Origin of the sequence: Pseudomonas sp. HMWF032 (assembly GCF_003060885.1) — a bacterium.
Classification (GTDB): Bacteria; Pseudomonadota; Gammaproteobacteria; order Pseudomonadales; family Pseudomonadaceae; genus Aquipseudomonas.
In genome coordinates this window covers 19,764-46,422 of record NZ_QAIG01000007.1, presented here as the reverse complement: position 1 = coordinate 46,422, position 26,659 = coordinate 19,764, and the positions used below count along the sequence as shown (strand labels likewise).

Below are 26,659 nucleotides of genomic sequence, written 5' to 3'. Positions count from 1 at the left end.
AGCGCTAAAATGGTAAGCGGCGGCGGGGTTGGGAAAACCTCACCCCGCCTTCCGTTAACTAAGCTGAACACGTCAAACGGCGTAGTAGCGCTACACGCCGCCAATCAAAACTTCCCCTATATTCAATCAGGTTACTTCGCATTTGCTAAAGCCACTCTTGCGTTTAGCAACCGCTTGCTCCTGCGGAGGATAAAAAGATTTAAACATCATGGGTTATCGAGCAATCTTTGAGAGGGGTAGATGGAATAAAGGCTGACCAGTATTACTGGTCAGCCTCTCGTGGATTCCATTGCGGAAAACTCTGATGCAATATTAATAATTAATCTAGTTGCCAATTTGACTGCTGTAAGCCAAGCTTTTTATGTAGCGCTCCATAAAATCATAATCTGGCTGGCCATCACCAACAGCTGGAAGCTTAATAAACGATTCCCTCATGCGCTCTAAGTGCCATTTTCTTCCAAAATTGTATCTATATTTCTCCATTCTTATTATTGTGCATAAGAAAATAGCAGTCTCTGCGCTCATTTCAAAATTTGGATTTAAAACATTTACATCGTCAGTGGCCCAAAATGGACTGGGTTGATAAAACGCTTCAGCAACCGACCCATTGTAACTTACGCTGATTGTGCCTCCCTTGTGAATTGCTTCTTGCCCAATTCTAGCTGTAACACCATTGTGGGAATCTGACGCTCCTATGTACGGTGTTAAGCCCTCTGTCATATTTGCTTTTGTCAGGCGCTTTCCTTTGCTTATTGAAAATAGATCGCCAAGTGAAAAATATTTCCACTTACTGACATCAAGATCAATGAATGCATTATTTGCACTAGATCTAAGACTTTCAATCTCAAGATCAGGCTCCTGAGACAACCAATCAGGAAAATCATCTAAGGCGGGAATTATTATTGACTTGAGCGTTCTATTAGCCTCTCTGCCAAACGCGCTATATCGAAATCTGTTGTGTCGTATACAGAGGCAAATATAAAGTTTTTGCTGAAAAGACATTTCGCGCAAAGGCTTCAAAACTGCGACATTTTGGGCCGTATAAAATGGGGCGTCCTGTATGAATGCAGATAGAAGCTTTGATCCGCCAAGCGATACGGTAATAAGCCCTTTATCATATGGCTCAACGTTTTTGAATTTTTCAACAACGCCACTTACGCCGTGATTTCTACTTGACCGTCCGACAAAATTAATTCCATCATCCTTATTTGATGATCCTGTCATTTTGTTGTAGTCGAATTTATTTCCATAGGTAATTTCAAATAATTTATCAAGCCTCATCATTGTCATCACCATCATCTTCACAGTCACTTAATATTTTAAATACTACATATTTTTTAAGCTCCCTTTCGAAGTCTATTTTTGACAGCCCTGAGTAATCAGTCTCCATGTATGCCTCAGCACACCATTCGTCCTTGGCAGTTACTTTTTTGGAAACACTCTCACCAGGAATGACCCTTCTGTTCTCATAATTGTCTATCCAGCGCTCCATGGTTTTAGACCATGTATTGTTAATATCAATTCTCCCCTTGTTTTTAGTTTTTACAAAGCCATCATTCTTCCAATACCCAAACCAGGTGTCTTTCTTGGATTCTGCGTGCGGTTTTTTCGCAATAAATACCATTATGCAAGTGACAACGCCAACAGGATAAAACAACTCTTGCGGCATGGACATGACAGCATCAAGGGTGTGGTTTTTAAGTATTTCGTCGCGCACGGGGTTCGGCGATATTGCGCAAGATATTGGAACAATTGCGATCCCTCGACTGCCCTCTTTAAGGCAGTCGAGCATGTGAGCTATAAATCTCAGCTCGTGCAAGTCCACATCGCCTTGGGAATAAGGCGGATTAATCATGCCAACAGTACACTCGTGTGCTTTCACCGCTTCAGTTATTGCTTTGTCAAAACACGATCCTTGATAAAGATTTGCCTTTCCGTCGCCTCTCAATATCATATTTGAGGCTGCTAGAGCATACATTCCTGGCTGCTGCTCAACACCTATTAGGCCATTCTTCTTGATGCTCTCTCGATCCTCTTCTGTTAATGCTTGACGGAGCATTTTTTGCATAGAAGAAATGAGAAAACCGCTTGTCCCGGTGCAGGTATCAAGTACTTTCGAGTCTTTTTTTACGTCACCTATATGAGCAAATAGCTCAGTGACATGCCTGGGAGTAAGCACAATACCGAGTGCCTTTTTGTCCCCTCCCGTATATTTCAAGAACTCACCATAAAACTGACCTACTACGTCAAAGTCATGGTATATAGAAACGAATGGCCATACCTTTTCATTTAACATCCGTATCAACTCGAAAAGGATGCCCTTAGGGAATTTAGCGGTTGCTCTCCCAAGCTCTGGGTGTACAGCTATACTTGAGTACGGCTGTACCATGTTTATTTCTTTCTCGCCTGGAATCTTTGCTGCCTTTAACTGCTCCGAAATAACTGCGATCCAGCGCTTCTGCAAGGCAGCCGGATCGTACATCTCAAATGTCTTGGAGAAAATGGGATCCTTTAATGCTATTAACGTACCACTCACAAGAAGTGGCTTTTCAGACTCTGTTAGCTTTGCATGGTCTCTCATGAAGTCGTGAATATCACGACTAAAGGCCATGAGGTCTTGATGTCGTTTATGGGTAACCTCTGGATCGTATGACCCAAGTCGTACATAGTCGTCAAACTTAATTATTTCTTTTACCGACTCACCCGCCTCATTTGTCAACTCCTTGTATGAGTCAACGCCCTTCGGCCAAAGGAATGTAGAAATCATCAGTTCGGCGTCAGACTGACCGCTAGCGCCTATTGATATAACATTGAATGACTTTGATAAAAAACTTGCATAATGAACCGCTCCATCGACTGCATAGCCGGCAGGCTTATCTCTTCCCGTGCTTTCGTGCTGGAGCGTTTTTGCTTTGCATTCGACTACAATAATAAAGTCAGGAGAGGATGCGGAACTGACAATAAATTCCGGAGCCCCCTTTCCTCCAGCGCCTTGCTTGCTGGCATTTTTCAATAGCTTTGTGACCTCAGCTATCTGGCTTTTCTGTTCTTCTATTATTGTGTCGCCAGATGGAGAGCCATGCCCAAGAGCCCTTAGCTTTTCTCGTATTAGGTTTTCTGTAATTCTTTCGTTAGCCATTGGGGATTCGCCGCGTTCTATTAGTATTATGCGATTTTATAGTCGCATTCGAAAGCGGTCAATTAACATGTAACGAAATCAGGTTGTCAATCGCAAATAAATAGTTATGATTTCCAATACAGAATGTCCTCATAAGTTATCACGGCATTTGCAAGTCCAATTCGCATTGCTGGCGTTTTCTTATCTGTCGCGCCTGCAAGCGTGAAATTGTGAACAACCCTCAACACATCAAGCATCTTCTGAACCATGCTTGGGTTATAGGGGGCATAACCATTCCAAACGCGCCCAGAGTTTGAGCTGGTGTGAATGCCCCGCTCAAGCAGTGAGAGACGCCTCCTGACCTGGTTAAAATACGCATCCACACCATGTAGGCTGGCCTTGTTGTAAAGCCAGGCTAAATGATTTTCGTCATACCCACCTAGGTCGGTCAGATGGCACATGGCCTTCTCGGGCTCACTCATCGTTGCTAATGGGTGAAATACCCAGCGATCTTTCCACTTCCCCAGAATCTGCGCTTCCGAAATTCTTCTCTTGAGTAGCGTGAGGATGGCATCTTGCTTGTTCTCAATACCCTCATCTTTCATGAGCTTGGCAATGGTCTTCTTGGCCTCAGCTACTGCGCGGCGCTTCTCATCAACCGTAAATTCCTTGTTGATGCTCACATAAAAGGAGTCAGCAGCTCGCTCCTTGATGCGCTCTTTGAAGGCCGCAAGGCAAGCCGCTCGGATGCCTGAGTCCTGATCCATGAAGATTCGGACTTTCTCAGCACCCTGAAAAAGGTGGCTCAGGTACATGAAGTGCGCATACAGCGTGTATTCCGAGTGCACCTGCATACCCATTTCGGGCAGCTTCTCGGTTGAGATTATTTCGTCTGGGCTTTCAATGTCATCACGCTCTTCAGCCGCCTGGTATGTGGACTCAATGGAGCTTGAAAGGGTTTTCTTGCTCTTGGCGGCTTTTGAAATTTTGACTGTCTTCTCATAGTCAGCCTGCGTCCATAGCCTTGCATAGCGCCTATAAGGTGCCGGCAGTTCATGATCACAGCGTTGAACGGCATCTTCCTCTGTTGCCATGGCATCAACAGAGGGATCAAAGTTCAGATGCATGGCAAAGATGTATTGGGTCGTGTTTTCTGCGGTCGCGACGGCTGTTAGAACAGTGTTCCGCTTGTCTTCGCGCTTAACCCAGTTGATCACATAGTCCTGATGGTCAACGCTGACATATAGGCGCGGAAAGCTCATCACCGGCAGCTTAGATTCCCGGCTTTGCGCAAATGCCATGCACTGACGGTGAATGAAATCGATCTTGGCATAGACGGTCTTGACGTCCATATCGGCGATTTCGGCCATTCGCCTGATCGGGGTCTTGTTGACGATGAGCTTGAACAGGGTCTTGTTCTTATGCGACAGGCGCTGCCGAGTCTGGGGCCTGGAGCTGACGGAGAAGGTCTTCTGGCAGGCTTTGCATTTGTAGCGCTGACTACCCGTGGAGGTGACACCAAACGACGAGTAGAAGGCTTTTCCCTGAGAAACCTCCGTCCCATGATTCCGACATGAAGTGACTGGGCAAGAAGGTGCTGGCTCAGCAGGCTCCAGAGCCTTCATCATGCGTGAAAGCTCCTCGTAGATGCCCTGATTACTCTTTAGCGGAAAGTGCTCGCCACAGCCATTGCAATGCCCCTGCGGAAAACCTTTAGCTGAGGCTACGATCCGGTAGGCATTCGTTCCTATGGCTGTTTTCTTGCCAATGGGCACGCCGAAATTGGAGCATTGTGGGTTCTTACAGTAGTTGACCTGGATGCCATGGAATTCATCCGGGGTGCGGCGCTTGTGACGCCGAGGATGCTCGGGGTGCAGATCCCCTTTAGTGGCTTGAGAGGGGACGGTTGAGGGCTTGATGGCATCACCATCACCCGCAGAAGATTTTTTCTGCACAGTCAACCCCTGAAAAGACGAAGCGCACAGCCTCATTCAAGACTATGCGTTTCATTTTTTCAACAGATTAACCCAACGGCTTGCGCTTATGCGGGGCTTTTTATTGTGGTCCAGGTCTTCAGGCACGCCGACGGAACAGCGGCAGCGGCTGATCGGTGGAGGCCTGATACACCTCGCTGAATTCCTCGAAGGCTTTCAAAGCGTCCACTGGGTCTTTGTCTTCCCGCAGAGCAAAGGCATCGAAGCCAACGCGCTGGTAGGAGAACAACTGATCACGCAGAACATCGCCGATGGCGCGCACTTCGCCTCTATAGCCGTAACGATTGCGCAGCAGGTAGGCGGTGGAGCAGTGGCGGCCATCGGTAAAAGCAGGGAAGTTCAGCGCGATGACCTGGAAGTTATCCAGTTGATCGGCGATTTCCTCGATTTCCTCTCCGGCATCCAGCCACACTCCCAGGCCGCCATCGCGGGCCTTGAGCGCGGTGCTGTGCTCGACCCACAAGCCCAGCGGTACGATCAGGTCGTCGCAGTTGGGAATGCCGTCCAGCGTGGCGTCCTTGGGCAGCAGGTGCCAGCTTTCGTCAATCAGCTGAGCGTTCTTAATGATTCGCTGCATATACGCGCTCCTTGAACGGGTCTACACCGATACGGCGGAAGGTGTCGAGGAAACTCTCCTCTTCGGTGCGGCGCTCAACATAGACCTTGACGATCTTGTCGATCACGTCAGCCATGTCCGCTTCGGCGAAGGAGGGGCCGAGGATCTGCGCCAGGCTCGCGTCGCGACCGGCGCTGCCGCCGAGCGATACCTGATAGAACTCCTGACCTTTCTTGTCCACCCCGAGGATGCCGATATGGCCAACGTGGTGGTGACCGCAGGCGTTCATGCAGCCGGAGATATTCAGATCGATATTGCCGATATCGAACAGGTAATCCAGGTCGTCGAAACGACGCTGGATGGCTTCGGCAATTGGGATCGACTTGGCGTTGGCCAGCGAGCAGAAGTCGCCGCCGGGGCAGCAGATGATGTCGGTTAGCAGGCCGACGTTCGGCGTGGCGAAACCGTTTTCACGCAGTTCGCCCCACAGGGTGAACAGCTGCGCCTGCTCAACATCCGCGAGGATGATGTTTTGGTTGTGGCTGTTGCGCACTTCGCCAAAGCTGTAGCGGTCGGCCAGGTCGGCAATCGCGTCAAACTGTTTGTCGGTGACATCGCCCGGTGCCACGCCGGTTGGCTTGAGCGACAGAGTCACGGCCACATAGCCCGGTTTCTTATGGGCGAAGGTGTTGCGCTGACGCCAGCGGGCAAAGCCTGGGTGTTCGGCATCCAGGGCAGCCAGTGTTACATCCTGATCCTCGAGGGCTTTGTAAGCCGGGTCGATAAAGTGCGCGGCAACGCGAGCCACTTCAGCTTCGGTCAGGGTGGTCGGACCGTCTTTCAGGTGGATCCACTCAGCATTGACTCGCTCGGCGAAGATTTCAGGGGTCAACGCCTTGACCAGAATCTTGATGCGCGCCTTGTACTTGTTATCACGACGGCCATAGCGGTTGTACACACGCAGGATGGCGTCGAGGTAACTGATCAGGTGCTGCCATGGCAGGAACTCGTTGATAAAGCTGCCAACGATCGGGGTGCGGCCCAGGCCGCCACCGACGGAAACACGGAAGCCCAGTTCGCCAGTGTCGTTCTGTACCGCTTCCAGGCCGATGTCGTGCACTTCAATCGCGGCACGGTCGCTCACTGCACCGTTGACGGCAATCTTGAACTTGCGCGGCAGGTGGGTGAACTCGGGGTGGAAGGTTGACCACTGACGGATAATTTCGCACCACGGACGCGGATCGAGGATTTCATCCTTGGCCACGCCAGCGAACTGGTCGGTGGTGGTATTGCGGATGCAGTTGCCGCTGGTCTGGATCGCATGCATCTGCACGGTGGCCAGCTCGGCAAGAATGTCAGGCACATCTTCCAGGTCTGGCCAGTTGAATTGGACGTTCTGACGGGTGCTGATGTGCGCGTAACCCTTGTCGTAGTCACGGGCAATCTTGGCCATCATGCGCACTTGGGTGGACGACATCAGACCGTACGGCACGGCAACGCGCAGCATGGGCGCAAAGCGCTGGATGTACAGGCCATTCTGCAGGCGCAGCGGGCGGAATTCTTCACCGCTCAGTTCACCGGCAAGGTAACGGCGGGTTTGATCGCGGAACTGCTTAACGCGGTCTTCGACGATTTTTTGATCGTACTGGTCGTATACGTACATGGAGTGTCCTGTTATCAGGCTTTTTACAGCTAATCAGCGCGCACGGCCGCGCACTCCCTGCGGAGCCGGTGGAAGATATCAGTTCAGGGATATGCGCAAAAGTGATGTTTGAGTATATGGACAGAACTTAAAGTGATAAGGACGCGAGCCAACATAGCCGGACGGCTTGAGGAAGCCCGCACGCTGGTCTTAACTGCTAGAGGCGCTTCACCCATAAACACAACAAGAGGGGTAGTCCATGACCGAACACAGTGAACCGGATAATGCTGACAGCGTGGTCGATGCCAGGGCCATCTTTGCCTTGATTCTGATCTTTGTCGCCACTGCGGTGTTCTGGGTCAGTCAGCAGTAAGACCCGGCGACCAATACAACAAGGCGGGCATCAGTGGGCTGGTGCTCGCTTTTTTATTGCCCTGCGCTCAGCCTCAATGGCAACTCAGGCTGTCGGCCTGGCGGTAGAGCATCAGCAGCTTTCGAGTAATGGTCTGCTGGATATCATCGCGCTCGAAGGTTGATAGGCGTGCAAGACGGCCGATCTGCAGGCGATGCAGGTGGATGTAGGGCATGTGTTGATCAAATTCGCGTAGGTCGCCTTTCATCATAATGGGCAGAAAAATATCCCCCGTCTTTTTCTGGTTGCTGATGATTTGCGCCAGTGCGGGTTTGAATGGCATGGTCTTTGGTGTTGGACCGCCGTCTTTGATGACCGTGGTTAGTAGTAAGCCGGGCTTTTGCAGCACGATACCGGGGAGAACGCATAGGCCGGTTTTGCGTACGGCATGAGCTTCGATGCCATGCAATGTGTCATGAAAGGCATAAGGGTTTGGTAACACGACCATCTTGCGGCCCAGATCACTGGGAAAATGCAGGTCATAGTTGGTATAGAGCTGGCGTGTAGATTCCGAATACACGCATAGACGGTTCTCAAACAGCTTGATAAAGCGTTCCGCCAGCTCGCGTCTCGCAATGCTGTCCAGGTCCCATATGAGGTCCTGATTCTGCGGTTTGCTCAGGTCAACTTCCTGATGTTCCATGCTGCTCATCGACGTCTCATACTCTGAACTGCCCAAGGAGTTTATTGAGCTGCTCGGCAAGTAGGCCAAGCTGCTGTCCCGCCACACTGGATTGCTGAGCGGCCTGTGCATTGTTATGAGCCAGGCCTGCCGCTTGGGTAATAGTCTGATTGATGTCTTCGACGACGTGGGATTGTTGCAGTGTCGCGCTGGCGATGGAAGTGTTGAGCACGCTGAGTTTGCGCAAGCCGCCTGCGATCTGAATGAGGCTCCCGCCAGCTTGGCTGGCTTGTTCAATCGTCAGGTGTGAGGCTTGACTGCTTTCGTTGATAACTTTTACTGCCGCCTCAGAGTTACCTTGCAGGCGTTCAATCATGACCTGGATTTCAGCTGTGGATTTTTGCGTGCGTTGAGCCAATAGGCGCACCTCATCGGCAACCACCGCAAATCCGCGCCCTTGCTCGCCGGCGCGAGCCGCTTCAATCGCGGCGTTGAGCGCCAGCAAGTTGGTCTGTTCGGCAATTGAACGGATTACTTCGAGCACGCTGCCAATTTGTGTACTTTCCTGGGCCAAGGCCTGAATCACGCTGACCGCTTGGCTGATGGTTGTGGATAGATCATTGATCTGACGCAGGCTGCTTTCAATGTTTTGCTGACCTTGCTGTGTCTGCTCTTCGGCGTTATGCACTTCCGAAGAGGCGTGCTCTGCGTTCTTCGCGACATCTTGTACGCCATATGTCACCTCGTTGATGGCTGTGGCGATCTGCTGCATCTGCTGTGATTGTTGTTCGCTGAAGTGTTGCGCCTGGTTGGATACCAGCCCAAGTTCGCGGGCTGCACTATCCAGTTTGCTAGCAGATGCCAGTGCCTGTCGAATGACCAGGCGCAGTCTTTCGGTAAAGGCATTGAAGTGCCTGGCCAGGGTGGACAGCTCATCGCTGCCATGGGTGTCGAGGTGGCGTGTAAGGTCGCCATCACCGCTGGCTATGTTGATCATCGCGTTAACGGCTTGCTGCAGTGGCTGGGTGATGCTGCGAATGATCAACACAATGATTAGCGCGACCAGCGCGGTAATGACCAGCCCGATCAACATTGCGTGCAGCGCGTGCTCTTGGAACTCGACCTGCACATCATCGACATAGACGCCTGAGCCGATGATCCAGCCCCAGGGTTTGAACAGTTGCACATAGGAAATCTTGGGGACTGGCTCGCTGGCCCCAGGCTTGGGCCAGCGATAGTTTACCTGGCCTGAGCCTTGGCTCTTGCTGATCGCAACCATCTCGTTAAACAGTGCCTTGCCATCAGGGTCCTTGAAACCTGACAGGTTTTGCCCTTCAAGCTTGGGATTGGTGGGGTGCATGATCATCGTTGGCGTTTGATCATTGATCCAGAAGTACTCCTGGCCGGCATAGCGCATGCTGCGTATGGCTTCCATCGCCTGTTTCTGCGCTTGCTCACGACTAAGGCTGCCGGCTGCTTCTTGATCCTGAAAGAACTTCAGGATGCCCGCTGCGCTCTGTACAACATGCTGGGTTTTTTCGCTTTTCGCTGCGTGCAGGTCGGTGTGAATCTGCTTAAGTAACAGGCCGCCCTGGATTACCAGCATGATGATCGCCACTGCCAGTATCAGCCAAAGACGACGATTGATGGGCAGACTGCGTAAGCTATTCATGGGGGATGCTCCCGTGTTTTTCCATGAGGCGCTTTTACAAGCGTGCTGCGCCGTTTCTTACGTTAGACATTAGGCCAATCAGGGCATAAACGCCGTGTAGAGAGCCGCTGGCTGCAGCAAGTCAGGTGGGTACAAGACACACGGTTGCCCGTACTGGGGCGCATGTTCTCTGCTAGGATTTGCGCCGCTGTACGTTAAGCCTGTGATTTGGCTGGACTTGTGTCTTTTAAATCCCTGCATTCGGACAGACTGTAGAAGCCCTCGCGGATTCATCATCGTTGTGTCGTGCGGGGTAACGCACATTTTGGGGGAGTGGGATGGATCTTTGGGTTGCCGCTCAGGCATTGATTCTGGGCGTAGTGGAAGGGCTCACCGAGTTCCTGCCGATTTCCAGCACCGGGCATCAGATCATCGTTGCTGATCTGATCGGTTTTGGCGGTGAGCGGGCGATGGCCTTCAATATCATCATTCAGCTTGGGGCGATTCTTGCTGTGGTCTGGGAGTACCGGCGCAAGATTCTCGGCATTGTTGTCGGCTTGCCTAGAGAGCCGCAGGCACAACGTTTTACCGCCAATCTGCTGATTGCGTTTTTGCCGGCCGTGGCGTTGGGCGTGCTGTTCGCCGATCTTATTCATCATTACCTGTTCAACCCGATCACCGTGGCGCTGGCGTTGGTGGTGGGTGGGGTGATCATGCTCTGGGCTGAGCAGCGTACGCATCTGGTACACGCCGAGAGCGTGGATGACATGACTTGGCAGGATGCGCTGAAGATCGGTTTCGCGCAGTGCCTGGCAATGATTCCCGGTACTTCACGCTCCGGCGCGACGATTATCGGTGGCCTGCTGTTCGGTCTGTCGCGCAAGGCTGCGACCGAATTTTCCTTCTTCCTTGCCATGCCGACCATGGTTGGTGCTGCGGTGTACTCTGGCTACAAGTACCGTGACCTGTTTCAGGCCAGTGATTTGCCGGTGTTTGTAATTGGCTTTGTCACCTCGTTTATCTTCGCCATGATTGCAGTACGGGCGTTGCTCAGTTTTATCGGTAAACATAGCTATGCGGCGTTTGCCTGGTACCGCATCGGCTTTGGCTTGCTGATTCTGGCGACCTGGCAGCTGCAGTGGATTGACTGGAGCACGGCGCAATCTTGATTGCTGGGTAAGAGCCTGGCGCTGTTTTAGCGCGGTACTGGATTCTCGACACTCATTTGCAACAACCAAACTTCGTGTCTCGTGCCTTGCCTCGCGCTAAAACAGGCGACGGCGCGGCCGCGAACGAAACGGCAACAAGCTCCAGATATTCGGCGGATAAATAAAGGCCCACTCCTGGATGTGCCTTTGTCATAGTGGCCTCGGTTAATGGAGGCTTATATGCATCAGCTCGAGCAGCACATCCTTCAGGTCAACGGCATTGACCTGAGTCTATACAGCGCCGGTCCCGCGACTGGGCGACCGGTCTGGTTGCTGCACGGCTTTCCCGAGTGCTGGCATTCCTGGCGCCAGCAGATCGAGCCGTTAACGGCTGCCGGTTATCGCGTGCAGATTCCGGAAATGCGCGGCTATGGCCAGAGCAGCGCGCCGCGTGATCCTGCGGCTTACGATCTGCTGACCATCTGCGCCGATATCCAGGCAGCCATGGACCAACTCGGCCAGTTACAGGTGTGCGTGGTCGGCCACGATTGGGGCGCACCCGTTGCCTGGCACCTGGCCTTGCTTGAACCTGAACGGGTGCAGGCCGTAGTCGGCATGGCGGTGCCGTTTGGCGGACGCCCCAGGCAACCGGCCATCGAGATCATGCGTCAGCTGTACGCCGAACGTTTTCACTACATCCTGCATTTTCAGCAGCCTGGAGTAGCCGAGGCGGAAATGGATGCTGACATCCCAAGCACCCTGCGCATGATGATGCACAACACGTCGGCGGCTGTGCCCAAGGACCACTTTCTGCAGGAAAAGCCGGCTGGGGCAGGGCTGTTCGAGGGCATGCTCGACCCCGGCGCTCTGCCTGTTTGGTGTGATAACGCGGCATTCGATCACTACCGGAAAACCTTCGAGGGTCGCGGCTTTTATGGTGCGCTGAACTGGTACCGCAATTTCGAACGCAACTGGCTGCGCACTGAGGCCCTGGCGGATCGGCAGATTGAACAGCCTGCGTTATTTCTTCTGGGTGATCAGGACCCGGTCGGCACTCTTGAGGCTTACACCCTCAAGCAGATGCCCAAACGTGTGCCCCAGTTGGAGCAGCATGTGCTGAGTGAGTGCGGGCACTGGATTCAGAACGAGAAGGCCGAGCAGGTTAACCGCTTACTGCTGGATTTTTTGCAGCGCCAATATGTGCCGGCTACGGCGTAAGCATTAGAGAAAACCTGGCCCGGCTATTCAGTGCGAGTCTTGCGCTTGCTGACGAGTTCACTCGCGCGGGCGCGCAATTGTCCGCAGCCGCCATCAATATCCTGGCCGGCCGAGTTGCGCACTTTGGTCAGCACGCCACGGCTGTGCAGGTAGCGCACGATCTGCACGATACGGTCACCCTCGGGGCGCTGAAACGCATCCGCTTCCAGACTGTTGTAGGGAATCAGGTTCATGATCGCGTACTTGCCCTTCAATAAACGCAGGATGCCATCCATTTCCGCCTGGCTGTCGTTGATGCCCTTGAGCAGTGTCCACTGATACTGAATGGGGTAATCGATCTGTCGGGCATAGGCTTCGCCCAGCTCGACCAACTCTTCAGGGTCGATACGCGGCGCGCGCGGCAGCAGCGTCTGGCGTAGTTCAGCATTGGTGGTATGCAGCGAAAGCGCCAGGGCCGGCTTGATCTGCTGCTGCGGCAAACGCTCGAACACCCGTGGATCGCCGACGGTGGAAAACACCAGATTACGCTGGCCGATACCGCCCTCGGTGCCGAGCAGATTGATCGCTTCGAGCACGTTATCAAGGTTGTGCGCCGGCTCACCCATGCCCATAAACACCACCTTTTTCACTGCACGAAAGCGCCGCGCCAGGGCCACCTGGGCGACAATCTCGGCGGTGCTCAGCTGGCGCAGCAGGCCGCTCTTGCCGGTCATGCAGAACACGCAGCCCACTGCGCAACCCACCTGGCTGGAGACGCACAGGCCATCGCGTGGTAGCAGCACGCTTTCCACCATCTGCTTGTCGGCCAACTCCACCAGCAAGCGTGCCGCCCCGTCCGTTGCTGAGTGCTCGGAGCTGAGGCGCGCCAGTCCATCGAGTTCGCTGCTGATTTCGGGCAGAGCATTGCGCACTGCCAGTGGCAGAAAGTTCTCGGTCTTCTGGTTTCGCGTACCGGTGTCCAGCGGCATCCCGCGCAGCCAGGCACGGGTAATGCGCCCGATGTGCATGGGTTTGGCACCGAGGTCGGTCAGGCGTTGCTGAAATTCGTGAATATGCATGGGGCGCGCATGCTACCACCGGCCAGGTTGCGGTGGTATGCGTTGAGATGGACAAGCATCGGATGCGCATACAAAACGACTAGCCTTTGCTCAAGCCGCGCCGGGCACTCATACTGGCAACCTGATTGGCCTGACCCAGCTGTGCGGAGCGGTAAATGAAATTTATACACCAGCGCGAACACCTCAACGAAGACGATATCGTCGTGATCGAGTGTTCGCAGACCTGCAACATTCGCCTGATGAGTGATGCCAACTTCCGCAGCTTTAAAAATGGCGGTCGGCATACCTACCACGGTGGCGCATTCGACACCTTCCCAGCGAAGATCACTGTGCCTAGCAGCGGCTTCTGGAATATCACGATCGACACCGTGACTCGCCGTGCCATCAGCGTGACGCGCAAGCCGACACTCAAACATTCGATCAAGATCATTCGCAAGTCGACCTCGCGCCTGAGCTGAGCGCTGCTTGAGCGGTTTTGCATAAAAAAGCCCGCATCACAGCGGGCTTTTTTATGCGGTTTTTCCTGACCCAAGCTGGCATCAAGCGGGTTTTCCGGCTGTCGGGCGAACCACCAGCCACAGGGCGATGGCGATCAGTACTCCGCCATACAGGTAGGCCCAGGACAGCGGCTCATCGAGCAGCAAGGCGCCCCAGAGTACGCCGAAGGGCGGGATCAGGAAGGTGGTGGTGCTGGCCCTGATCGGTCCGATATCACTGAGCAGGCGGAAATACAGCACGTAGGCGAATGCTGTACAGATAAAGCCCAGCCCGGCCAGCGAAAGCCAGACCTCCAGCCCGCCCCAGCTGGCTGGTGCCTGCATCACCAGGGAGCCGGCAAACCAGGGCAGCAGAAACAGGCTGGCACCACACAGGCTGGCGAAGGCCGTCAGGCGATTGTCCAGACCGCCTTGCTGGCCAATCCAGCGGCGGGTGAGAAAACCGGCAACGCCATAGCAGGCGGTCGCCACCAGGCAGGCGGCCGCGCCCAGCAGCAGATTAAGGTCGAATTCCACCGGGCCGGTGCGGGTCAGCACCGCCACCCCGAACAGACCGATGGCCACGCCGACCGCCTTACTCAGGGTCAGGGCTTCGGCGAAGAACAGCATGCCGATCAGGACGCCCATCATAGGGGTGGTGGCATTGAAAATCGCCGAATAGCCGGCCGGCAGTACCAGCGCGGCCATGCAATACATGGCCGAGGGCAGGCCGGCGTTGATCACACCAAGCATCAGGCAGTGCTTGAGCTTGCCACTGAAGTCCCAGCGCACGCGCATCAGCAGGAGAATCACCAGCAGGCCGAGCATGCCCAGGTTGGCGCGGAAAAACGCGGTCGGCATGCTGCCCAGTACCGGCGCGACGATGCGCATGAAGAGAAAGCTGGCACCCCAGATGGCAGCAAGCAATAGCAGACGGATCAGGTCAGCAAGACGCACAACAGACTCCACGACAGCGAAACAGGCCGAGCAGTGTTGCCGGGAGCGTCTGCCAAGGCAATCCGAAATACGCCTTCAAAGTACTGAACTGGCAATATTTCCTTGTAGATAAGCGTCTATCCATGCATTGCCGGCTTTTACTTGGCGCGGCCACTGGATAAGCTCGGCGGATTATCCGCATTTCTTCTGTAGGGGTTCGTTTATGCCACAACAATGGCCGGCCAGCGCGATTGCCGCACTTATCCTCGAAGGCTTCGACGATTACCGCGAGCAGTTCCGGCAGATTACCAACGGGGCGCGGGTGCGTTTCGAACAGGCCCAGTGGCAGGAGATCCAGCAGGCATCTGCGGCCCGGATTGCCTTGTATGAAGAATATGTCACGGCGGTCAGCGAGCGCCTGCGCAAGGCCTATGAAGCGGACGTGCTGCTGGATGTGGAACAGTGGCCGCTGGTCAAGTCGGCCTATATCGCCCTGATCGACCTGCGCTACGACGATGAACTGGCGGAAACCTGGTTCAACTCGATCTTCTGCGGCCTGTTCAGCCATGATCAGATCAACGACGGCTGCATGTTCATCCACACCACCCGCCCGGCTCTGCGGGTCAATGAGCGCGCCCCGCAAACCCGCGTGTACGAGCCCAAGGGCGATGTAGAGCCGGCTCTGCGGCAGATCTTCGAAGATTTCAGTTTCGAAGTCGGCTACGAGAACCTTGAGCGTGACCTCGCGCGCCTGCTCAAGCAATTGCGCGACAGCCTGCCGGACTGGGTGTGCAAGGACCCTGATCTGCGCATCGAGTTGTTCGCTTCGCGCCTGTACCGCAACAAGGGTGCCTATCTGGTGGGGCGTATCTACACCCGCGACGAGCAATGGCCGCTGGTGATTCCGTTGCTGCACCGCGAAGGGCAGGGGATTCAGATCGATGCGCTGATTACCGACGAAGCCGAAGTGTCGATCATCTTCTCCTTTACCCGTTCCTACTTCATGGTGCGGGTCGGCTATCCGGCGGAGTTCGTCGGCTTCCTCAAACGCATCCTACCGGGCAAGCACATTGCCGAGCTGTACACCTCGATCGGTTTCTACAAGCACGGCAAGTCGGAGTTCTACCGCTCGCTGATCAACCACCTGGCCACCACCGACGACAAGTTCGTCATGGCCCCGGGGGTGCGTGGCATGGTGATGAGCGTATTCACCCTGCCGGGCTTCAACACCGTGTTCAAGATCATCAAGGACCGCTTCTCACCCTCGAAGAACGTCGACCGCGCCACGGTGATTGAGAAGTACCGCCTGGTGAAAACCGTCGACCGGGTAGGGCGTATGGCTGACACCCAGGAATTTGCCGATTTCCGCTTCCCATTAAGCAAGTTCGACCCCGAGTGCCTGGCGGAGCTGCTGGAAGTAGCGCCGTCCACCGTCGAGGTCAATGGCGACACGGTGCTGGTGCGCCACTGCTGGACAGAACGGCGCATGACCCCGCTCAACCTGTATGTGGAAAGTGCCAGCGAAGCTCAGGTGCGCGAGGCGCTGGACGACTACGGCCTGGCGATCAAGCAGTTGGCGGCAGCAAACATCTTTCCCGGCGACATGCTGCTGAAGAACTTCGGCGTTACCCGCCACGGCCGTGTGGTGTTCTACGACTACGACGAGATCTGCTTCCTCACCGAAGCCAACTTTCGACGCATTCCGCCACCGCGCTACCCCGAGGATGAAATGTCCTCTGAACCCTGGTATTCGGTGGCCCCTCTGGATGTGTTCCCCGAGGAGTTTCCGCCGTTCCTGTTTGCCGATATCAAGCAGCGCAAGTTGTTCAGCGAACTGCATGGCGACCTGTATGACGCCGATTACTGGAAGAGCCTGCAGGAGGCCATTCGTGCCGGCAAGGTGATCGACGTATTCCCCTATCGGCGCAAGGATCAGGCCGACAAGGAGTATTGAGCCGCGTGCGTGTTGCCTGTGCCGCACTGACTGCCGGGCTGTGGCTACTGGCGGAGCGCCCAGAGCTGCTGGCGGCCGAGGTCGAGGCGACGGCGGTAGAACTCTCGCCGCTGCTGATTACCAGCCCGCGTAGCCATGTGCGCTGGCTGAGTACGCCTGCTGCGGTAACCGTGGTTGACGCATCGACCACCCAGGGCGAGCAGTCCCTCGCCCTGGGTGCCTGGCTGGCCCGCGTGCCCGGTGTGTTTAGCCTCAACCGCTACAACCTGGCTCAAGGGCTGCGTCCGGCCATTCGCGGTTTTGGCGCGCGAAGTAATTTTGGTGTGCGTGGGATTCGGGTACTGGTCGACGGTGTGCCCCTGACCATGCCGGATGGCCAGACTGAACTCGATGGCCTCGACCTTGGCCTGGTCGAGCGTATGGAGGTGCTGCGCGGCCCCGCCTCAGTGCTGTATGGCAATGCCGCTGGCGGCGTACTGGTCATCGACACCCGCGAGCCGCCAAGTCTGCCGTCCATGCAGCTGGACCTGAGCGCAGCCGGGTTAGGTTATCAGCGCTGGCGTGGTGAGTTGGGCGGCAGTGATGGCAATCTGGGTGGTCTGCTGGCCTTCAACAGCAGCCAGCTGGACGGTTACCGTGAGCACAGCCGCGCGCAGACCAACAGCCTGACCGGCAAGCTGCGCTGGTATGCGCCTAACGGCCAACTGCGCTTAAGCGTCAATGCCATCGACAACCGCGCTGAAGACCCAGGTGGCCTGACGGCAGCTGAAGTCAAGGCAGATCGCCGCCAGGCGGCAGCCGGCAACCTGCGCTTTGATGCTGATGAATATATCCGCCAGCAACGCCTTGGCTTGGTCTGGGAGGGTTATGGCGCGGGAGCTGACCAGTATCAGCTGCGCAGTTACCTGGGGCATCGCGAGTTTGGCAACCGCCTGGGTTTTGAGCGAAACGGGCAGACCACCTTTGAGCGCTATTTCAGCGGCGTGGGTGGACAGTACAGCCATTACCGTGATGTGGCCGGTCTGGCGCATAAACTCAGCGCCGGTTTTGACCTGGAGGCGCAGCGCGACGATCGGCTGCGCCATGACAACCTACTCGGCGAACGCGGCACGTTGCGCCAGCAACAGGAGGAGTCGGCGCTGAGTCAGGGGCTGTTTGTCGAGGATCAGATCGACCTCAGCGAGCAATGGCAGGCGGCGCTCGGGCTGCGCTACGACCGCGTGCGCCTGGCGGTGGATGATGCCTACCTGATCGATAACCGTGATGACTCTGGTTCACGGCGCCTGGCTGATTGGAATTACAGCAGCGGTTTGAGTTATCGCTTCAGCGCTCAGCAATCACTCTATGCGCGTCTGGCCAGTTCGTTCGAAACGCCCACCATCAACGAGCTGGGGAACCCCCAAGGCGCAGGCTTCAACAGCACTTTGCAACCGGCTCAGGCGTTCAGTCGTGAACTGGGCATCAAGGGGGAATGGCCTGCGCTGCGCTATGCCCTGGCGCTATACCGCATCGATCTGGAGGATGAACTGCTGGCGTTTAGCTTGCCGGCGCAACCGGGACGCAACTTTTACCGCAACGCCGGGCAATCACGGCGCGATGGTGTGGAGCTGAGCCTCGACTGGCAGCTTGCCGATGCCTGGCGTTGGTCCCTGGCTTATGCCTACAACCGCTACCGCTTTATCGATTATCAGGCCCAGGCTGAGGATTTTTCTGGCAAGCGTGTGCCGGGTATTCCGGCGCAGAGCCTGTTCAGTGAAGTGGCTTATGAACATCAAGACTTCTATCTGCGCCTGGGCGTCACAGCGCAGACGCAGGTCTACGCCAATGACCGAAATACTCAGTCTGCCCCTAGGCATGCCTTGCTCAGCCTGCGGCTTGGCAAACGTCTGCAGTTTGCCGAGCAAAGCCTGGAGCCGTACTTGGGCATCGATAACCTGCTGGGGCGCGACTACTTCGACAACCTGCGTATCAATGACGGCAATGCGCGCTACTTCGAGCCAGGTCCGGGGCGCACTGTGTATGCCGGCGTGCGGGTGATGTTTTAACGGTTGTGCCAGCAGATTACTCAGGCCTGATCTAGGCTTGAGACAGGTGTGCATGCACCTGTCCGATGTTCCTGGCTGGAGGCAATTTCATGAATACCAAGTTGCAGACTGTCTTGCTGGATCTGTTAGTTATTCTCGGCTTGCGTAGGCAACCGCAACTGCAGCCGATTCCTGTGCATAACCATGCGGTGAACCCGAAAGGCCCCCGTCACTAACCGCCCATTCACTCTGTTTATCCTCAACACAGCAGTCATGTATTTAGCTGCTGTGTCGTATTGTCTGTGAATTGCTCCAAGTCATCATAAATACATATTCAACGGCGCATGACCTAGCGGCTTTGAGGGGCTGTGCTAGACCTAGAGTTGTAAATCGTAAAACAGGGATAGCTTCGATGCGCCAGAACCTTCCAGTGACCCGGCGAGAAAGAACTTTCCCCAAGGATGAACGGCTTATTTCCACAACCGACATCAACAGCATCATTACCTATTGCAATGATGCGTTTGTAGAAATCAGCGGCTTTACCCGCGAAGAGTTGCTGGGGCAACCCCACAATCTGGTGCGCCACCCTGATATGCCTCCCAGCGTTTTTGCTCATATGTGGGAGACCATCAAACAGGGCAAACCCTGGATGGGCATGGTCAAGAACCGTGCGAAGAATGGTGATTTTTACTGGGTCAGTGCATACGTTACGCCCATTTACGAAAATGGGCGCGTTGTGGGTTATGAGTCAGTCCGCTCAGTACCTGACGATGCCCAGAAGCGTCGTGCAGATGACTTATATAAGCGTTTGCGTGAAGGTAAATCACCGGTGCCGAAGCTTGAGTACTGGACCCTCGACATTATTCAGTCATGGCCGCTTATTCTCATTGGTCTGATTATTCTGGGGGCACACTTTGTATTGACCGATCTCTGGTTATTAGGGTTTATCGTGGCGGCCATGTTTGGTCTCGGCTCTTTTCAGCTTTACAGCAAACGCAGCCTTATACGTAGGACGCTGGCAGAACATCCCAAAGCCTTTACCAGCGCCCTCGTTGCGCTTACCTATACCGACAGTCGTGGCGCGCAAGCGCTGCTCGATATGGCCATGATCAGCGAAGAGGCGCGTTTGCAGACAGCGCTTACACGGATCGAGGATGCCGGTAATAACGTCAAGAAACATGCCGCACGTTCTGCCGACTTGTCTCGTTCCAGCGCACAGATGCTGGATCAACAACGCACTGAGACGGATCAGTCAGCGACGGCGATCAACGAAATGGCCGCCACCATTCAAGAGGTGGCGCACAACGTGCAAAACACTTCACATGCGGCCGAAGATGCTGATCGGTTGGCCAAGCAGGGGCTGGCGTTGGCCAGTGGCAGTCTGAGTTCGATGCAGCAGATGGCCAACGCGGTGATGGATATTGGTCAGGCTGTAAATGATTTGGCTAATTCAACACAGTCCATCGGTAGTGTGGCAGATGTAATCACCTCAATTGCTGAGCAAACCAATCTGTTGGCATTAAATGCCGCCATCGAAGCGGCTCGGGCTGGTGAGCAAGGACGAGGTTTTGCCGTGGTAGCCGATGAGGTTCGTTCGCTGGCCTCGCGTACTCGTGAGTCCACTGAACAAATCCATCAAATAATCTCGTCGCTGCGGGCTGGTGCTGAACGTGCAGTGGTCACGGCCGGTAAAGGCGAGGAGATATCCCAGCAAAGTGTCGGTAGTGTCGAATCTGTGCGTACCGCATTGGCTGGAATAAGTGAGGCGGTAAGCCGTATTACGAGTATGAGCCAACAGATGGCTGCCGCATCCGAAGAGCAGAGCCATGTGGCTGAAGACATCAGTCGGCAGATTACTCAGATTGCCCAGCTATCTGATCGCAGTGCTGATCAAGCGCATCAGGGCGCGCAGATTGGTCAGGAACTAGAGGACATGGCTGACTACCTGCATAGCCTGGCCGAACGATTCAACCGCTGAAGTCAGCCTCAGATCCCTGTGAGGTTGGCGCCTCCGAATAGTGTCTGTGGCACACTGCGTGGCAGAGGAGAACACCATGCCACGCCTGCAATGCCCGCGCTGTACCCGTCCAAGCAATCGCTGCCTCTGTGCGCTGATTCCCCATTTGCCGAGCCGTACTCGGGTGTTGATATTGCAGCACCCGAGTGAGGTGCAGCATGCACTTAACACGGCACGTCTGGCTGTATTGGGATTGACCAATGCTGAGTTGTGGGTAGGTGAAGTGTTCGACACGCTGCCTGCGTTGCTCAAGCAGCCTGGCTATCGTGCCTGCCTCTTGTTCCCTGGAGAGCAGGCCGAGGCATTATTGCCGTTTGCCGAACAGAGCCATGACATCCCGTTACTTTTGGTAGTGCCTGATGGCACCTGGCGTAAGGCTCGTAAACTGTTGCACCTGAACCCGCTTCTGGCAGCTTTGCCGCGGGTGATGTTGCCGCCGGGGCTGCAGTCGCGCTATCGCTTGCGTAAAGCGCCCATGCCAGGGGCGATATCGACTATCGAAGCGATTGTGTCAGCGCTCAACATTATTGAGGCGCCCAGTTGTTTCGATACACTGCTTGCGCCATTCGAGGCGTTGATCGAGGGACAGATCCAGGCGATGGGTGAGCACACCTTTCAGCGTAACCATGCTGATGCGGTGGGCTAAGTGTCCTCAGCGTTCGCGCATGGCTTCTGAGCGCGCCTTGAGTACCGGTTTGAGCAGGTAGTCGAGCACGCTTTTCTCTCCGGTGATGATGTCCACGGTAGCGACCATGCCGGGGATGATTAGCAGTGGACGTTCCTCGCTGCCCAAATGGCTCTTATTGGTGCGCACCTGGATCAGGTAGAAACTGTTGCCTTCTTCGTCGGTGATGGTATCGGCGCTGATCAGTTCAAGGTTGGCCTTGAGTCCGCCATAGATGGTGTAGTCATAGGCGGTGAACTTAACCATGGCCTTTTGGCCCGGGTGCAGAAAGGCTACATCCTGTGGCCGTACCTTGGCTTCAATCAGCAGGCTGTCATCCAGCGGGACAATCTCCAGCATGTCACTACCGGGCTGGACAACGCCGCCAATGGTGTTGACCTTGAGCTGCTTGATGATGCCACGTACGGGTGAAACTACTGTCGTGCGGCTGACCCGGTCATCGATGGCTAGGCTGGTGGCGGTAATTTTTTGCAGTTCCGTGCGGATTTCGTTGAGCTCTTTGAAGGCTTCCGAGCGGAAGCTCAGCTCTGACTCCTCGATCTTGCTCTTGATCTCATCCATCGCCGATTCGGCTCTGGGAATGGCCAGGTTGGTCGCGTCTAGTGAGCCGCGTATTTCCACGAGGCTACGGCGCAAGCGGAGAATTTCTACCTGCGAAATGGCACCGGTAGCTACCAATGGTTGCGACATGTCCAGTTCCTGCTGCAAAAGGCCCATGCTGGAACGGTACTGCTGGGATTTGGCACGAAACTCGGCCAGTTCCTGAGTCTTCTGTCGCAGTTGTTCGCCGAGTGTGCGTTGCTCGCTTTGCAGCCGATTTTGCCGCGACTGGTAAAGCGCCAATTCATCCTCGGCCAGCTGCGGTGCCTGGTTCAGGATATCGGTGGGCATATTGAGTGGTCGGCCTTCAGCCTCAGCCGTCAGGCGTTCGACCCTGGCGACCAGGGCCAGTCGGTCGGCTTCGGTCTCACCACGGTTGGAGAGGAAGCGTGTGTCATCCAGGCGCAACAGCACGGCACCTTTTTCCACCACTTGGCCTTCGCGCACGAAAATTTCACTGACAATGCCGCCTTCAAGATTCTGGATGACCTGGATCTTGCTAGAAGGAATAGCTTTACCTTCACCGGTAGTGACTTCTTCCAAAATGGCGAAATGGGCCCAAGCCAATGCCGCTAACAGGCAGGTGCTGACCACCCAGATGGTGATTCGGGTGAACCAAGGTGAGTCTTCGAGAATGGCCCCGTCGACCTCTGGCATGAACTCGGTATCCTGCTTGCGCTGGTGCATGCTGGCAAAGTAATCGCGAATCGAGTGGCGTGTGGACATGGCTGTTCCTATACCGCTGCTGGGCCTACTCGACCTTTGCGTAGCGCCTCAATCACTGCTTCTTTCGGGCCGTCCGCAACAATGTGGCCGTTATCCAGTACCACCAGGCGATCAACCAGGCTGAGCATGGAAGCGCGGTGGGTAATGAGCAGCATGGTCTTGCCCTGAGCGAAGGTTTGCAGGCGGTTACGCAGAATTTCTTCGCTCGTATTGTCCATTGCACTGGTGGGTTCATCGAGCAACAGGATGGGAGGATCGAGTAGCAACGCACGGGCCATCAGTACGGCTTGCCGTTGGCCGCCAGAAAGCAATTGACCGCGTTCACCCACCGGGCGGTCAAAGCCTTGTGGGTGTTGCCGCGCCAAGTCAACGACACCGGTTAACTCGGCCACTTCAAGCATGCGCGCATCACTGACGTAGCGGGCACCTAGCGTCAGGTTGTCGCGCAGGCTTCCAGCGAGCAATGGCAAATCGTGAGCGACATAACCAATCTGGTGGCGCAGATCGGCTACATCAAGCTGACGCAGGTCGAGGTTGTCGAGCAGAATCTGCCCTTTGTCCGGGCTGTAGAAGGCCATTACCAGGCGGGCAAGCGTGCTCTTGCCAGAGCCGCTGCGGCCGATGATGCCAATCCGCTCGCCAGCTGTCATACGCAGGCTTACGCCGGCCAGGGCAGGGGTGCTTTGCCCAGGGTAGTTGAAGGTCACGTCACGTACATCGAGGGCACCGTGTAATTGGGTACGATCCAATGGGCGCTGTTTCGACTGACGTTCCTGGGGTAAGGCCATCAGCGCGTCGGTGCTGGTCATGGTCAGGCGCGCTTGCTGATAGCGGGTAATAAGTCCGGCAATCTGCCCCAAGGGCGCAAGAATACGGCTTCCCAGCATATAGCAGGCGACCAGAGCGCCTACGCTGAGGTTGCCGGCAATAATGATGTACACCCCGCAGATGATGGTGGCCATACCGGCAAACTGTTGCAGAAACAGGGTACCGTTGGTGGCTATGGCGGCCAGAGAGCGGGCATGTACATCCAGACGGGTGAGTGCGCCGTGGGTTTTCTCCCATTGGTGTTGGCGCTCACTTTCCGCGCTGCAGGCTTTGAGTGTTTCCAAGCCGCCAAGTGTTTCAATCAGCAGTGCCTGGCGTTGTGAGGCCAATTGCAGGCTTTTCTCAACCGTATCGCGCATTCGGGCCTGAATGATGAAGGCAAACAAGGCTGTAATTGGGAAAGCCAGCAAGGGGATGGCAACCAACCAGCCGCCAATAAGCCAGATCACCACAATCATCAAAATCGAGAACGGCAGGTCGATCAGGCTGGTCAGGGTTACGGCGGTAAGAAACTCTCGTAATCCCTGGAAGTCATGAATACTCTGCGCAAAACCACCAATGGTCGCCGGCCGGGCCTTCATGGACATGCCGGTTATTCGCTCGAAGAGTGTTGCCGAGAGTACGACATCGGTTTTTTTTCCGGCCGTATCGAGCAGGTGCGAGCGTAGGACTTTCAGCAGTAGTTCAAAGCCCATTCCGATCAGCAAGCCGATACTTAAAACCCACAGCGTCGAGGTTGCCTGATTGGGTACGACACGGTCGTAGGTCTGCATGACAAAAAGCGGCACCATGAGGCCAAGCAGGTTGATCAGCAGGCTGGCGAGAATGGCGTCGGTGTACAGCCAGCGTGACAACTTGAGGGTGTCACGAAACCAGGCTTCAATTCGCGGCACCAATGGGTTTCGTGTTTCTTCCAGTTCATGCCGTGGACGGGCGAAAAACGCTTTACCGCTGTATTCCGCTTTAAGCTGTTCGAGGCTGACCCACTGTTCGCCGCCATCAGCTTCGCACGGTAAAATCTGCGCTTGATTATTAGGCCCCCACTGTCGCAAAACGGCACTGCGACCGTTTTTTAATAACAGTAATACCGGCAGGTTGAGGGTCGAGATGCTTGTCAGGTCGCGTTGCAGAAGGCGTCCCTGCAATCCCGCTCTTGCTGCAGCTCGTGGCAGTAGATCGGCAGTCAGGCGCTGCTCAGGTAATGGCAGGCCAGCACTCAGGCTGCCACGGCTGGCTGAACAACCGTGGAGTTTGCAAAGAATCAACAAGCCATCTAGCAGCGGGTCATCGTGGTTGAGGCGTGGATCGCTGGCTGGCCCTGGCCGTTCCATGGTGGTCAAGGTCTACTACTCCTTATGCCGGTTCTACTTCATGTCCGGCAGACGCGCCTCACTTTTCACTTCGGTGAGGGCTACTGCTTCTACCGGTACGACTACTTGTTGCTGCCGCAACAGATCCCCCATCGCAGTGGTTACGCGGTACATGGAAAACTCTTCGAGAAAACGCACTTCGGTGTAGCGACGGTTGGCAGTGAACAGCTCGTTCTCACTGTCGAGCAGGTCGAGCAGGGTACGTTGACCGAGACTGAACTGCTGTTGATAAGCTTCGCGGACGCGTTGGGTGTAATCCGCATAATCGCGGGCTTTCGGGGTTTGCAGCTGGGCGTTCTCCATGGCGTTCCAAGCCAGGGAAAGGTTTTCGTTGAGTACACGCAGGGCGTTGTTGCGGATATCCATCGATTCATTGATCTGGTGCGCGGTTGACTGCAGGCGTGCTTTGTCGCGCATACCGTTGAACAAGTTGTAATTCATCACCACCGCGGCCCGCCAACCCTTGGTGTGCCCCTCATCACCTTGAGTGTCATTATCGGCATTGGTGGCCAGTTCGAGATCTACGCGTGGGTAAAAGGTGGATTTGGCGACTTCATATTGCTTCTCAGCGGCGTGCACGTCAGCTTGTGCCGACTTGAGGAAAGGGTTGTTCTCGATCACCGTTTGGCGCGCATCGGAAAGCGTGGCTGGCAGTGAGCCTTTCAGTGAGGCGGGCGAGTCCAGTTCATCTGGCATACGACCAACGGCGCTGAAGAAATTGGCTTCGGCATCGGCCAGGTTGACCTTTTCGGTATAGAGATTGTTTTCTGCCAGGGCCAGGCGCGCTTCAGACTGATCGAGATCAGCCGTACTGCCTACACCCTGCTGACTACGCAGGCTGATCTGATCATTAATGCGTTGGTGAGCCTGCAGGTTATTGCGGGCCAGCTCGACCATTTCGCGGCGCATCAGCAGGTCTAGATACACCTCAACAGTACGCAATGCCAGACTTTCAGATGTACCCAGCAGGCGGTAAGCCCGAGAGTTGACCACGGCTTTGGTGCGTTCAACTTCATTGGGGGTGTTGAACCCATCAAACAGCATTTGCCGCAGGCGTAACTCCGACGTGCCGTAGTTCAGTGTTTCAGTGTTGTGATTACCCAAGGCTCGCGTGCTGGGACTGTCGGTATGTTCACGGCCATAGCCCACCAACAAGTCAACAGTCGGGAGGTAGCCGCCTTTGGCAATCTTGACTTCTTCATCTGATGAAAGACGGCTGTTGACGCCTGCATGAATTTCTGGGTGGTTGTCCAGCGTACTTTGGATCGCTTCCGATAACGTTATGCCTTGTGCCTGTGTACAGGCCATGGCCAACACAATACTGCTCCATAGAGGGTTGAGTGAGCGCATCTGGTAACTCTCCTTTATTAAAGTATCAATCCAGTCGCCAAAAAAATGGCTCTTTTCCCTGATGTTTTGTTCTGAGTTTGTAACCTCATAGCTAAGAACACTTTTCAGCGTAGCTAAGAAAAAATTGCTACTACGCATATGAGAAAAAAATCTTATGCAGACTGCGAAAACCAGCACATTGTTTTCAATCAGAAGCCGTGTACTTCGTGCTTTTCGTGGGTTTTACGCGGCTAAAACAAGCGGTCAGATACACAAAGGGGCGGGATCTTGCTGG

At 55.0% G+C, this 26,659-nt stretch carries 20 protein-coding genes and 1 pseudogene; 8 read left to right on the top strand and 13 right to left on the bottom strand.

Annotation, left to right across the window (positions count from 1 at the left end):
- Window positions 1-324: 324 nt before the first annotated feature.
- The 8 genes and pseudogenes from DBR00_RS11210 to DBR00_RS21475 form a co-directional block, all read right to left on the bottom strand.
- Entirely contained in the window at window positions 325-1,299 is a 975-nt protein-coding gene (locus DBR00_RS11210; RefSeq protein WP_218276616.1) for a restriction endonuclease subunit S, read from the bottom strand.
- Window positions 1,271-3,139 (bottom strand): class I SAM-dependent DNA methyltransferase, encoded by a 1,869-nt coding sequence (locus DBR00_RS11205; protein ID WP_108486416.1) that lies wholly within the window; start codon window positions 3,137-3,139, stop codon window positions 1,271-1,273. The genes DBR00_RS11210 and DBR00_RS11205 overlap by 29 nt, the downstream gene beginning before the upstream one ends.
- 104 nt (window positions 3,140-3,243) lie before the next feature.
- Window positions 3,244-5,073: a hypothetical protein gene (locus DBR00_RS11200; RefSeq protein ID WP_218276615.1), complete on the bottom strand. Its 1,830-nt coding sequence runs from the start codon at window positions 5,071-5,073 to the stop codon at window positions 3,244-3,246.
- 118 nt (window positions 5,074-5,191) lie between these two features.
- Window positions 5,192-5,689 (bottom strand): DUF934 domain-containing protein, encoded by a 498-nt coding sequence (locus DBR00_RS11195; RefSeq protein ID WP_108486415.1) that lies wholly within the window; start codon window positions 5,687-5,689, stop codon window positions 5,192-5,194.
- Window positions 5,673-7,331 (bottom strand): nitrite/sulfite reductase, encoded by a 1,659-nt coding sequence (locus DBR00_RS11190; RefSeq protein WP_108486414.1) that lies wholly within the window; start codon window positions 7,329-7,331, stop codon window positions 5,673-5,675. Before DBR00_RS11190 ends, DBR00_RS11195 begins: the two co-directional genes overlap by 17 nt.
- A gap of 425 nt (window positions 7,332-7,756) precedes the next feature.
- Window positions 7,757-8,374: a hypothetical protein gene (locus tag DBR00_RS11185; RefSeq protein WP_108486413.1), complete on the bottom strand. Its 618-nt coding sequence runs from the start codon at window positions 8,372-8,374 to the stop codon at window positions 7,757-7,759.
- A 7-nt stretch (window positions 8,375-8,381) separates the two neighbouring features.
- On the bottom strand, window positions 8,382-9,116 hold the full coding sequence (locus tag DBR00_RS21480; protein ID WP_371920653.1) for a methyl-accepting chemotaxis protein: 735 nt from the start codon (window positions 9,114-9,116) through the stop codon (window positions 8,382-8,384).
- Window positions 9,117-9,239: 123 nt separating this feature from the next.
- A pseudogene (locus DBR00_RS21475) lies at window positions 9,240-9,950 on the bottom strand (cache domain-containing protein); the annotation flags it as partial.
- Between the two features lie 383 nt (window positions 9,951-10,333).
- Between DBR00_RS21475 and DBR00_RS11175 the strand changes: the two are divergent.
- Window positions 10,334-11,164, top strand: a complete 831-nt coding sequence (locus DBR00_RS11175) for an undecaprenyl-diphosphate phosphatase (RefSeq protein ID WP_108486411.1) — start codon at window positions 10,334-10,336, stop codon at window positions 11,162-11,164.
- Between the two features lie 219 nt (window positions 11,165-11,383).
- Window positions 11,384-12,361 carry an alpha/beta fold hydrolase gene (locus tag DBR00_RS11170; RefSeq protein WP_108486410.1) on the top strand — a complete coding sequence of 326 codons (978 nt, stop codon included), beginning with the start codon at window positions 11,384-11,386 and terminating at the stop codon, window positions 12,359-12,361.
- Window positions 12,362-12,384: 23 nt separating this feature from the next.
- Here the strand turns inward: DBR00_RS11170 and DBR00_RS11165 are convergent, their stop codons facing one another.
- Window positions 12,385-13,419 (bottom strand): RNA methyltransferase, encoded by a 1,035-nt coding sequence (locus tag DBR00_RS11165; protein WP_108486409.1) that lies wholly within the window; start codon window positions 13,417-13,419, stop codon window positions 12,385-12,387.
- 155 nt (window positions 13,420-13,574) lie between these two features.
- Between DBR00_RS11165 and DBR00_RS11160 the strand changes: the two genes are divergently transcribed.
- Window positions 13,575-13,877: a DUF1883 domain-containing protein gene (locus tag DBR00_RS11160; protein WP_108486408.1), complete on the top strand. Its 303-nt coding sequence runs from the start codon at window positions 13,575-13,577 to the stop codon at window positions 13,875-13,877.
- 81 nt (window positions 13,878-13,958) lie between these two features.
- Here the strand turns inward: DBR00_RS11160 and DBR00_RS11155 are convergent, their stop codons facing one another.
- Window positions 13,959-14,852, bottom strand: a complete 894-nt coding sequence (locus DBR00_RS11155; RefSeq protein ID WP_108486407.1) for a DMT family transporter — start codon at window positions 14,850-14,852, stop codon at window positions 13,959-13,961.
- 202 nt (window positions 14,853-15,054) lie between these two features.
- Here DBR00_RS11155 and aceK point away from each other — a divergent pair, with 202 nt between their 5' ends.
- The 5 genes from aceK to DBR00_RS11135 all read left to right on the top strand — a co-directional run bounded on the left by aceK (window position 15,055) and on the right by DBR00_RS11135 (window position 21,472).
- Window positions 15,055-16,785 (top strand): bifunctional isocitrate dehydrogenase kinase/phosphatase, encoded by a 1,731-nt coding sequence (gene aceK, locus DBR00_RS11150; RefSeq protein ID WP_108486406.1) that lies wholly within the window; start codon window positions 15,055-15,057, stop codon window positions 16,783-16,785.
- A 5-nt stretch (window positions 16,786-16,790) separates the two neighbouring features.
- Window positions 16,791-18,830 carry a TonB-dependent receptor gene (locus DBR00_RS11145; RefSeq protein WP_256582994.1) on the top strand — a complete coding sequence of 680 codons (2,040 nt, stop codon included), beginning with the start codon at window positions 16,791-16,793 and terminating at the stop codon, window positions 18,828-18,830.
- An 89-nt stretch (window positions 18,831-18,919) separates the two neighbouring features.
- Window positions 18,920-19,045 (top strand): PA1414 family protein, encoded by a 126-nt coding sequence (locus tag DBR00_RS21045; RefSeq protein WP_256582993.1) that lies wholly within the window; start codon window positions 18,920-18,922, stop codon window positions 19,043-19,045.
- 176 nt (window positions 19,046-19,221) lie between these two features.
- Window positions 19,222-20,787: a PAS domain-containing methyl-accepting chemotaxis protein gene (locus tag DBR00_RS11140; protein WP_108486405.1), complete on the top strand. Its 1,566-nt coding sequence runs from the start codon at window positions 19,222-19,224 to the stop codon at window positions 20,785-20,787.
- Between the two features lie 76 nt (window positions 20,788-20,863).
- Window positions 20,864-21,472 (top strand): tRNA-uridine aminocarboxypropyltransferase, encoded by a 609-nt coding sequence (locus DBR00_RS11135; protein WP_108486404.1) that lies wholly within the window; start codon window positions 20,864-20,866, stop codon window positions 21,470-21,472.
- A 6-nt stretch (window positions 21,473-21,478) separates the two neighbouring features.
- On the opposite strand, the gene DBR00_RS11130 is transcribed toward DBR00_RS11135, so the two are convergent.
- From DBR00_RS11130 to DBR00_RS11120, 3 genes are read right to left on the bottom strand one after another with little or no spacing between them, the layout of a single operon-like run.
- Window positions 21,479-22,837 (bottom strand): HlyD family type I secretion periplasmic adaptor subunit, encoded by a 1,359-nt coding sequence (locus DBR00_RS11130; RefSeq protein WP_108486403.1) that lies wholly within the window; start codon window positions 22,835-22,837, stop codon window positions 21,479-21,481.
- A gap of 8 nt (window positions 22,838-22,845) precedes the next feature.
- On the bottom strand, window positions 22,846-24,996 hold the full coding sequence (locus tag DBR00_RS11125; RefSeq protein WP_108486402.1) for a type I secretion system permease/ATPase: 2,151 nt from the start codon (window positions 24,994-24,996) through the stop codon (window positions 22,846-22,848).
- A 33-nt stretch (window positions 24,997-25,029) separates the two neighbouring features.
- Window positions 25,030-26,385 carry a TolC family outer membrane protein gene (locus DBR00_RS11120; RefSeq protein WP_108486401.1) on the bottom strand — a complete coding sequence of 452 codons (1,356 nt, stop codon included), beginning with the start codon at window positions 26,383-26,385 and terminating at the stop codon, window positions 25,030-25,032.
- Window positions 26,386-26,659: the final 274 nt, after the last annotated feature.

Bases quoted from the DNA above. Each gene is read 5' to 3' on its own strand.
- DBR00_RS11205 (WP_108486416.1), bottom strand. From the start codon at position 3,139: ATGGCTAACGAAAGAATTACAGAAAACCTAATACGAGAAAAGCTAAGG.
- DBR00_RS11175 (WP_108486411.1), top strand. From the start codon at position 10,334: ATGGATCTTTGGGTTGCCGCTCAGGCATTGATTCTGGGCGTAGTGGAA.
- DBR00_RS21480 (WP_371920653.1), bottom strand. From the start codon at position 9,116: ATGCAGCAGATCGCCACAGCCATCAACGAGGTGACATATGGCGTACAA.
- DBR00_RS11190 (WP_108486414.1), bottom strand. From the start codon at position 7,331: ATGTACGTATACGACCAGTACGATCAAAAAATCGTCGAAGACCGCGTT.
- DBR00_RS11125 (WP_108486402.1), bottom strand. From the start codon at position 24,996: ATGGAACGGCCAGGGCCAGCCAGCGATCCACGCCTCAACCACGATGAC.
- DBR00_RS11120 (WP_108486401.1), bottom strand. From the start codon at position 26,385: ATGCGCTCACTCAACCCTCTATGGAGCAGTATTGTGTTGGCCATGGCC.
- DBR00_RS11185 (WP_108486413.1), bottom strand. From the start codon at position 8,374: ATGAGCAGCATGGAACATCAGGAAGTTGACCTGAGCAAACCGCAGAAT.
- DBR00_RS21045 (WP_256582993.1), top strand. From the start codon at position 18,920: ATGAATACCAAGTTGCAGACTGTCTTGCTGGATCTGTTAGTTATTCTC.
- DBR00_RS11170 (WP_108486410.1), top strand. From the start codon at position 11,384: ATGCATCAGCTCGAGCAGCACATCCTTCAGGTCAACGGCATTGACCTG.
- DBR00_RS11210 (WP_218276616.1), bottom strand. From the start codon at position 1,299: ATGATGGTGATGACAATGATGAGGCTTGATAAATTATTTGAAATTACC.
- aceK (WP_108486406.1), top strand. From the start codon at position 15,055: ATGCCACAACAATGGCCGGCCAGCGCGATTGCCGCACTTATCCTCGAA.
- DBR00_RS11160 (WP_108486408.1), top strand. From the start codon at position 13,575: ATGAAATTTATACACCAGCGCGAACACCTCAACGAAGACGATATCGTC.
- DBR00_RS11135 (WP_108486404.1), top strand. From the start codon at position 20,864: ATGCCACGCCTGCAATGCCCGCGCTGTACCCGTCCAAGCAATCGCTGC.
- DBR00_RS11130 (WP_108486403.1), bottom strand. From the start codon at position 22,837: ATGTCCACACGCCACTCGATTCGCGATTACTTTGCCAGCATGCACCAG.
- DBR00_RS11195 (WP_108486415.1), bottom strand. From the start codon at position 5,689: ATGCAGCGAATCATTAAGAACGCTCAGCTGATTGACGAAAGCTGGCAC.
- DBR00_RS11165 (WP_108486409.1), bottom strand. From the start codon at position 13,419: ATGCATATTCACGAATTTCAGCAACGCCTGACCGACCTCGGTGCCAAA.
- DBR00_RS11140 (WP_108486405.1), top strand. From the start codon at position 19,222: ATGCGCCAGAACCTTCCAGTGACCCGGCGAGAAAGAACTTTCCCCAAG.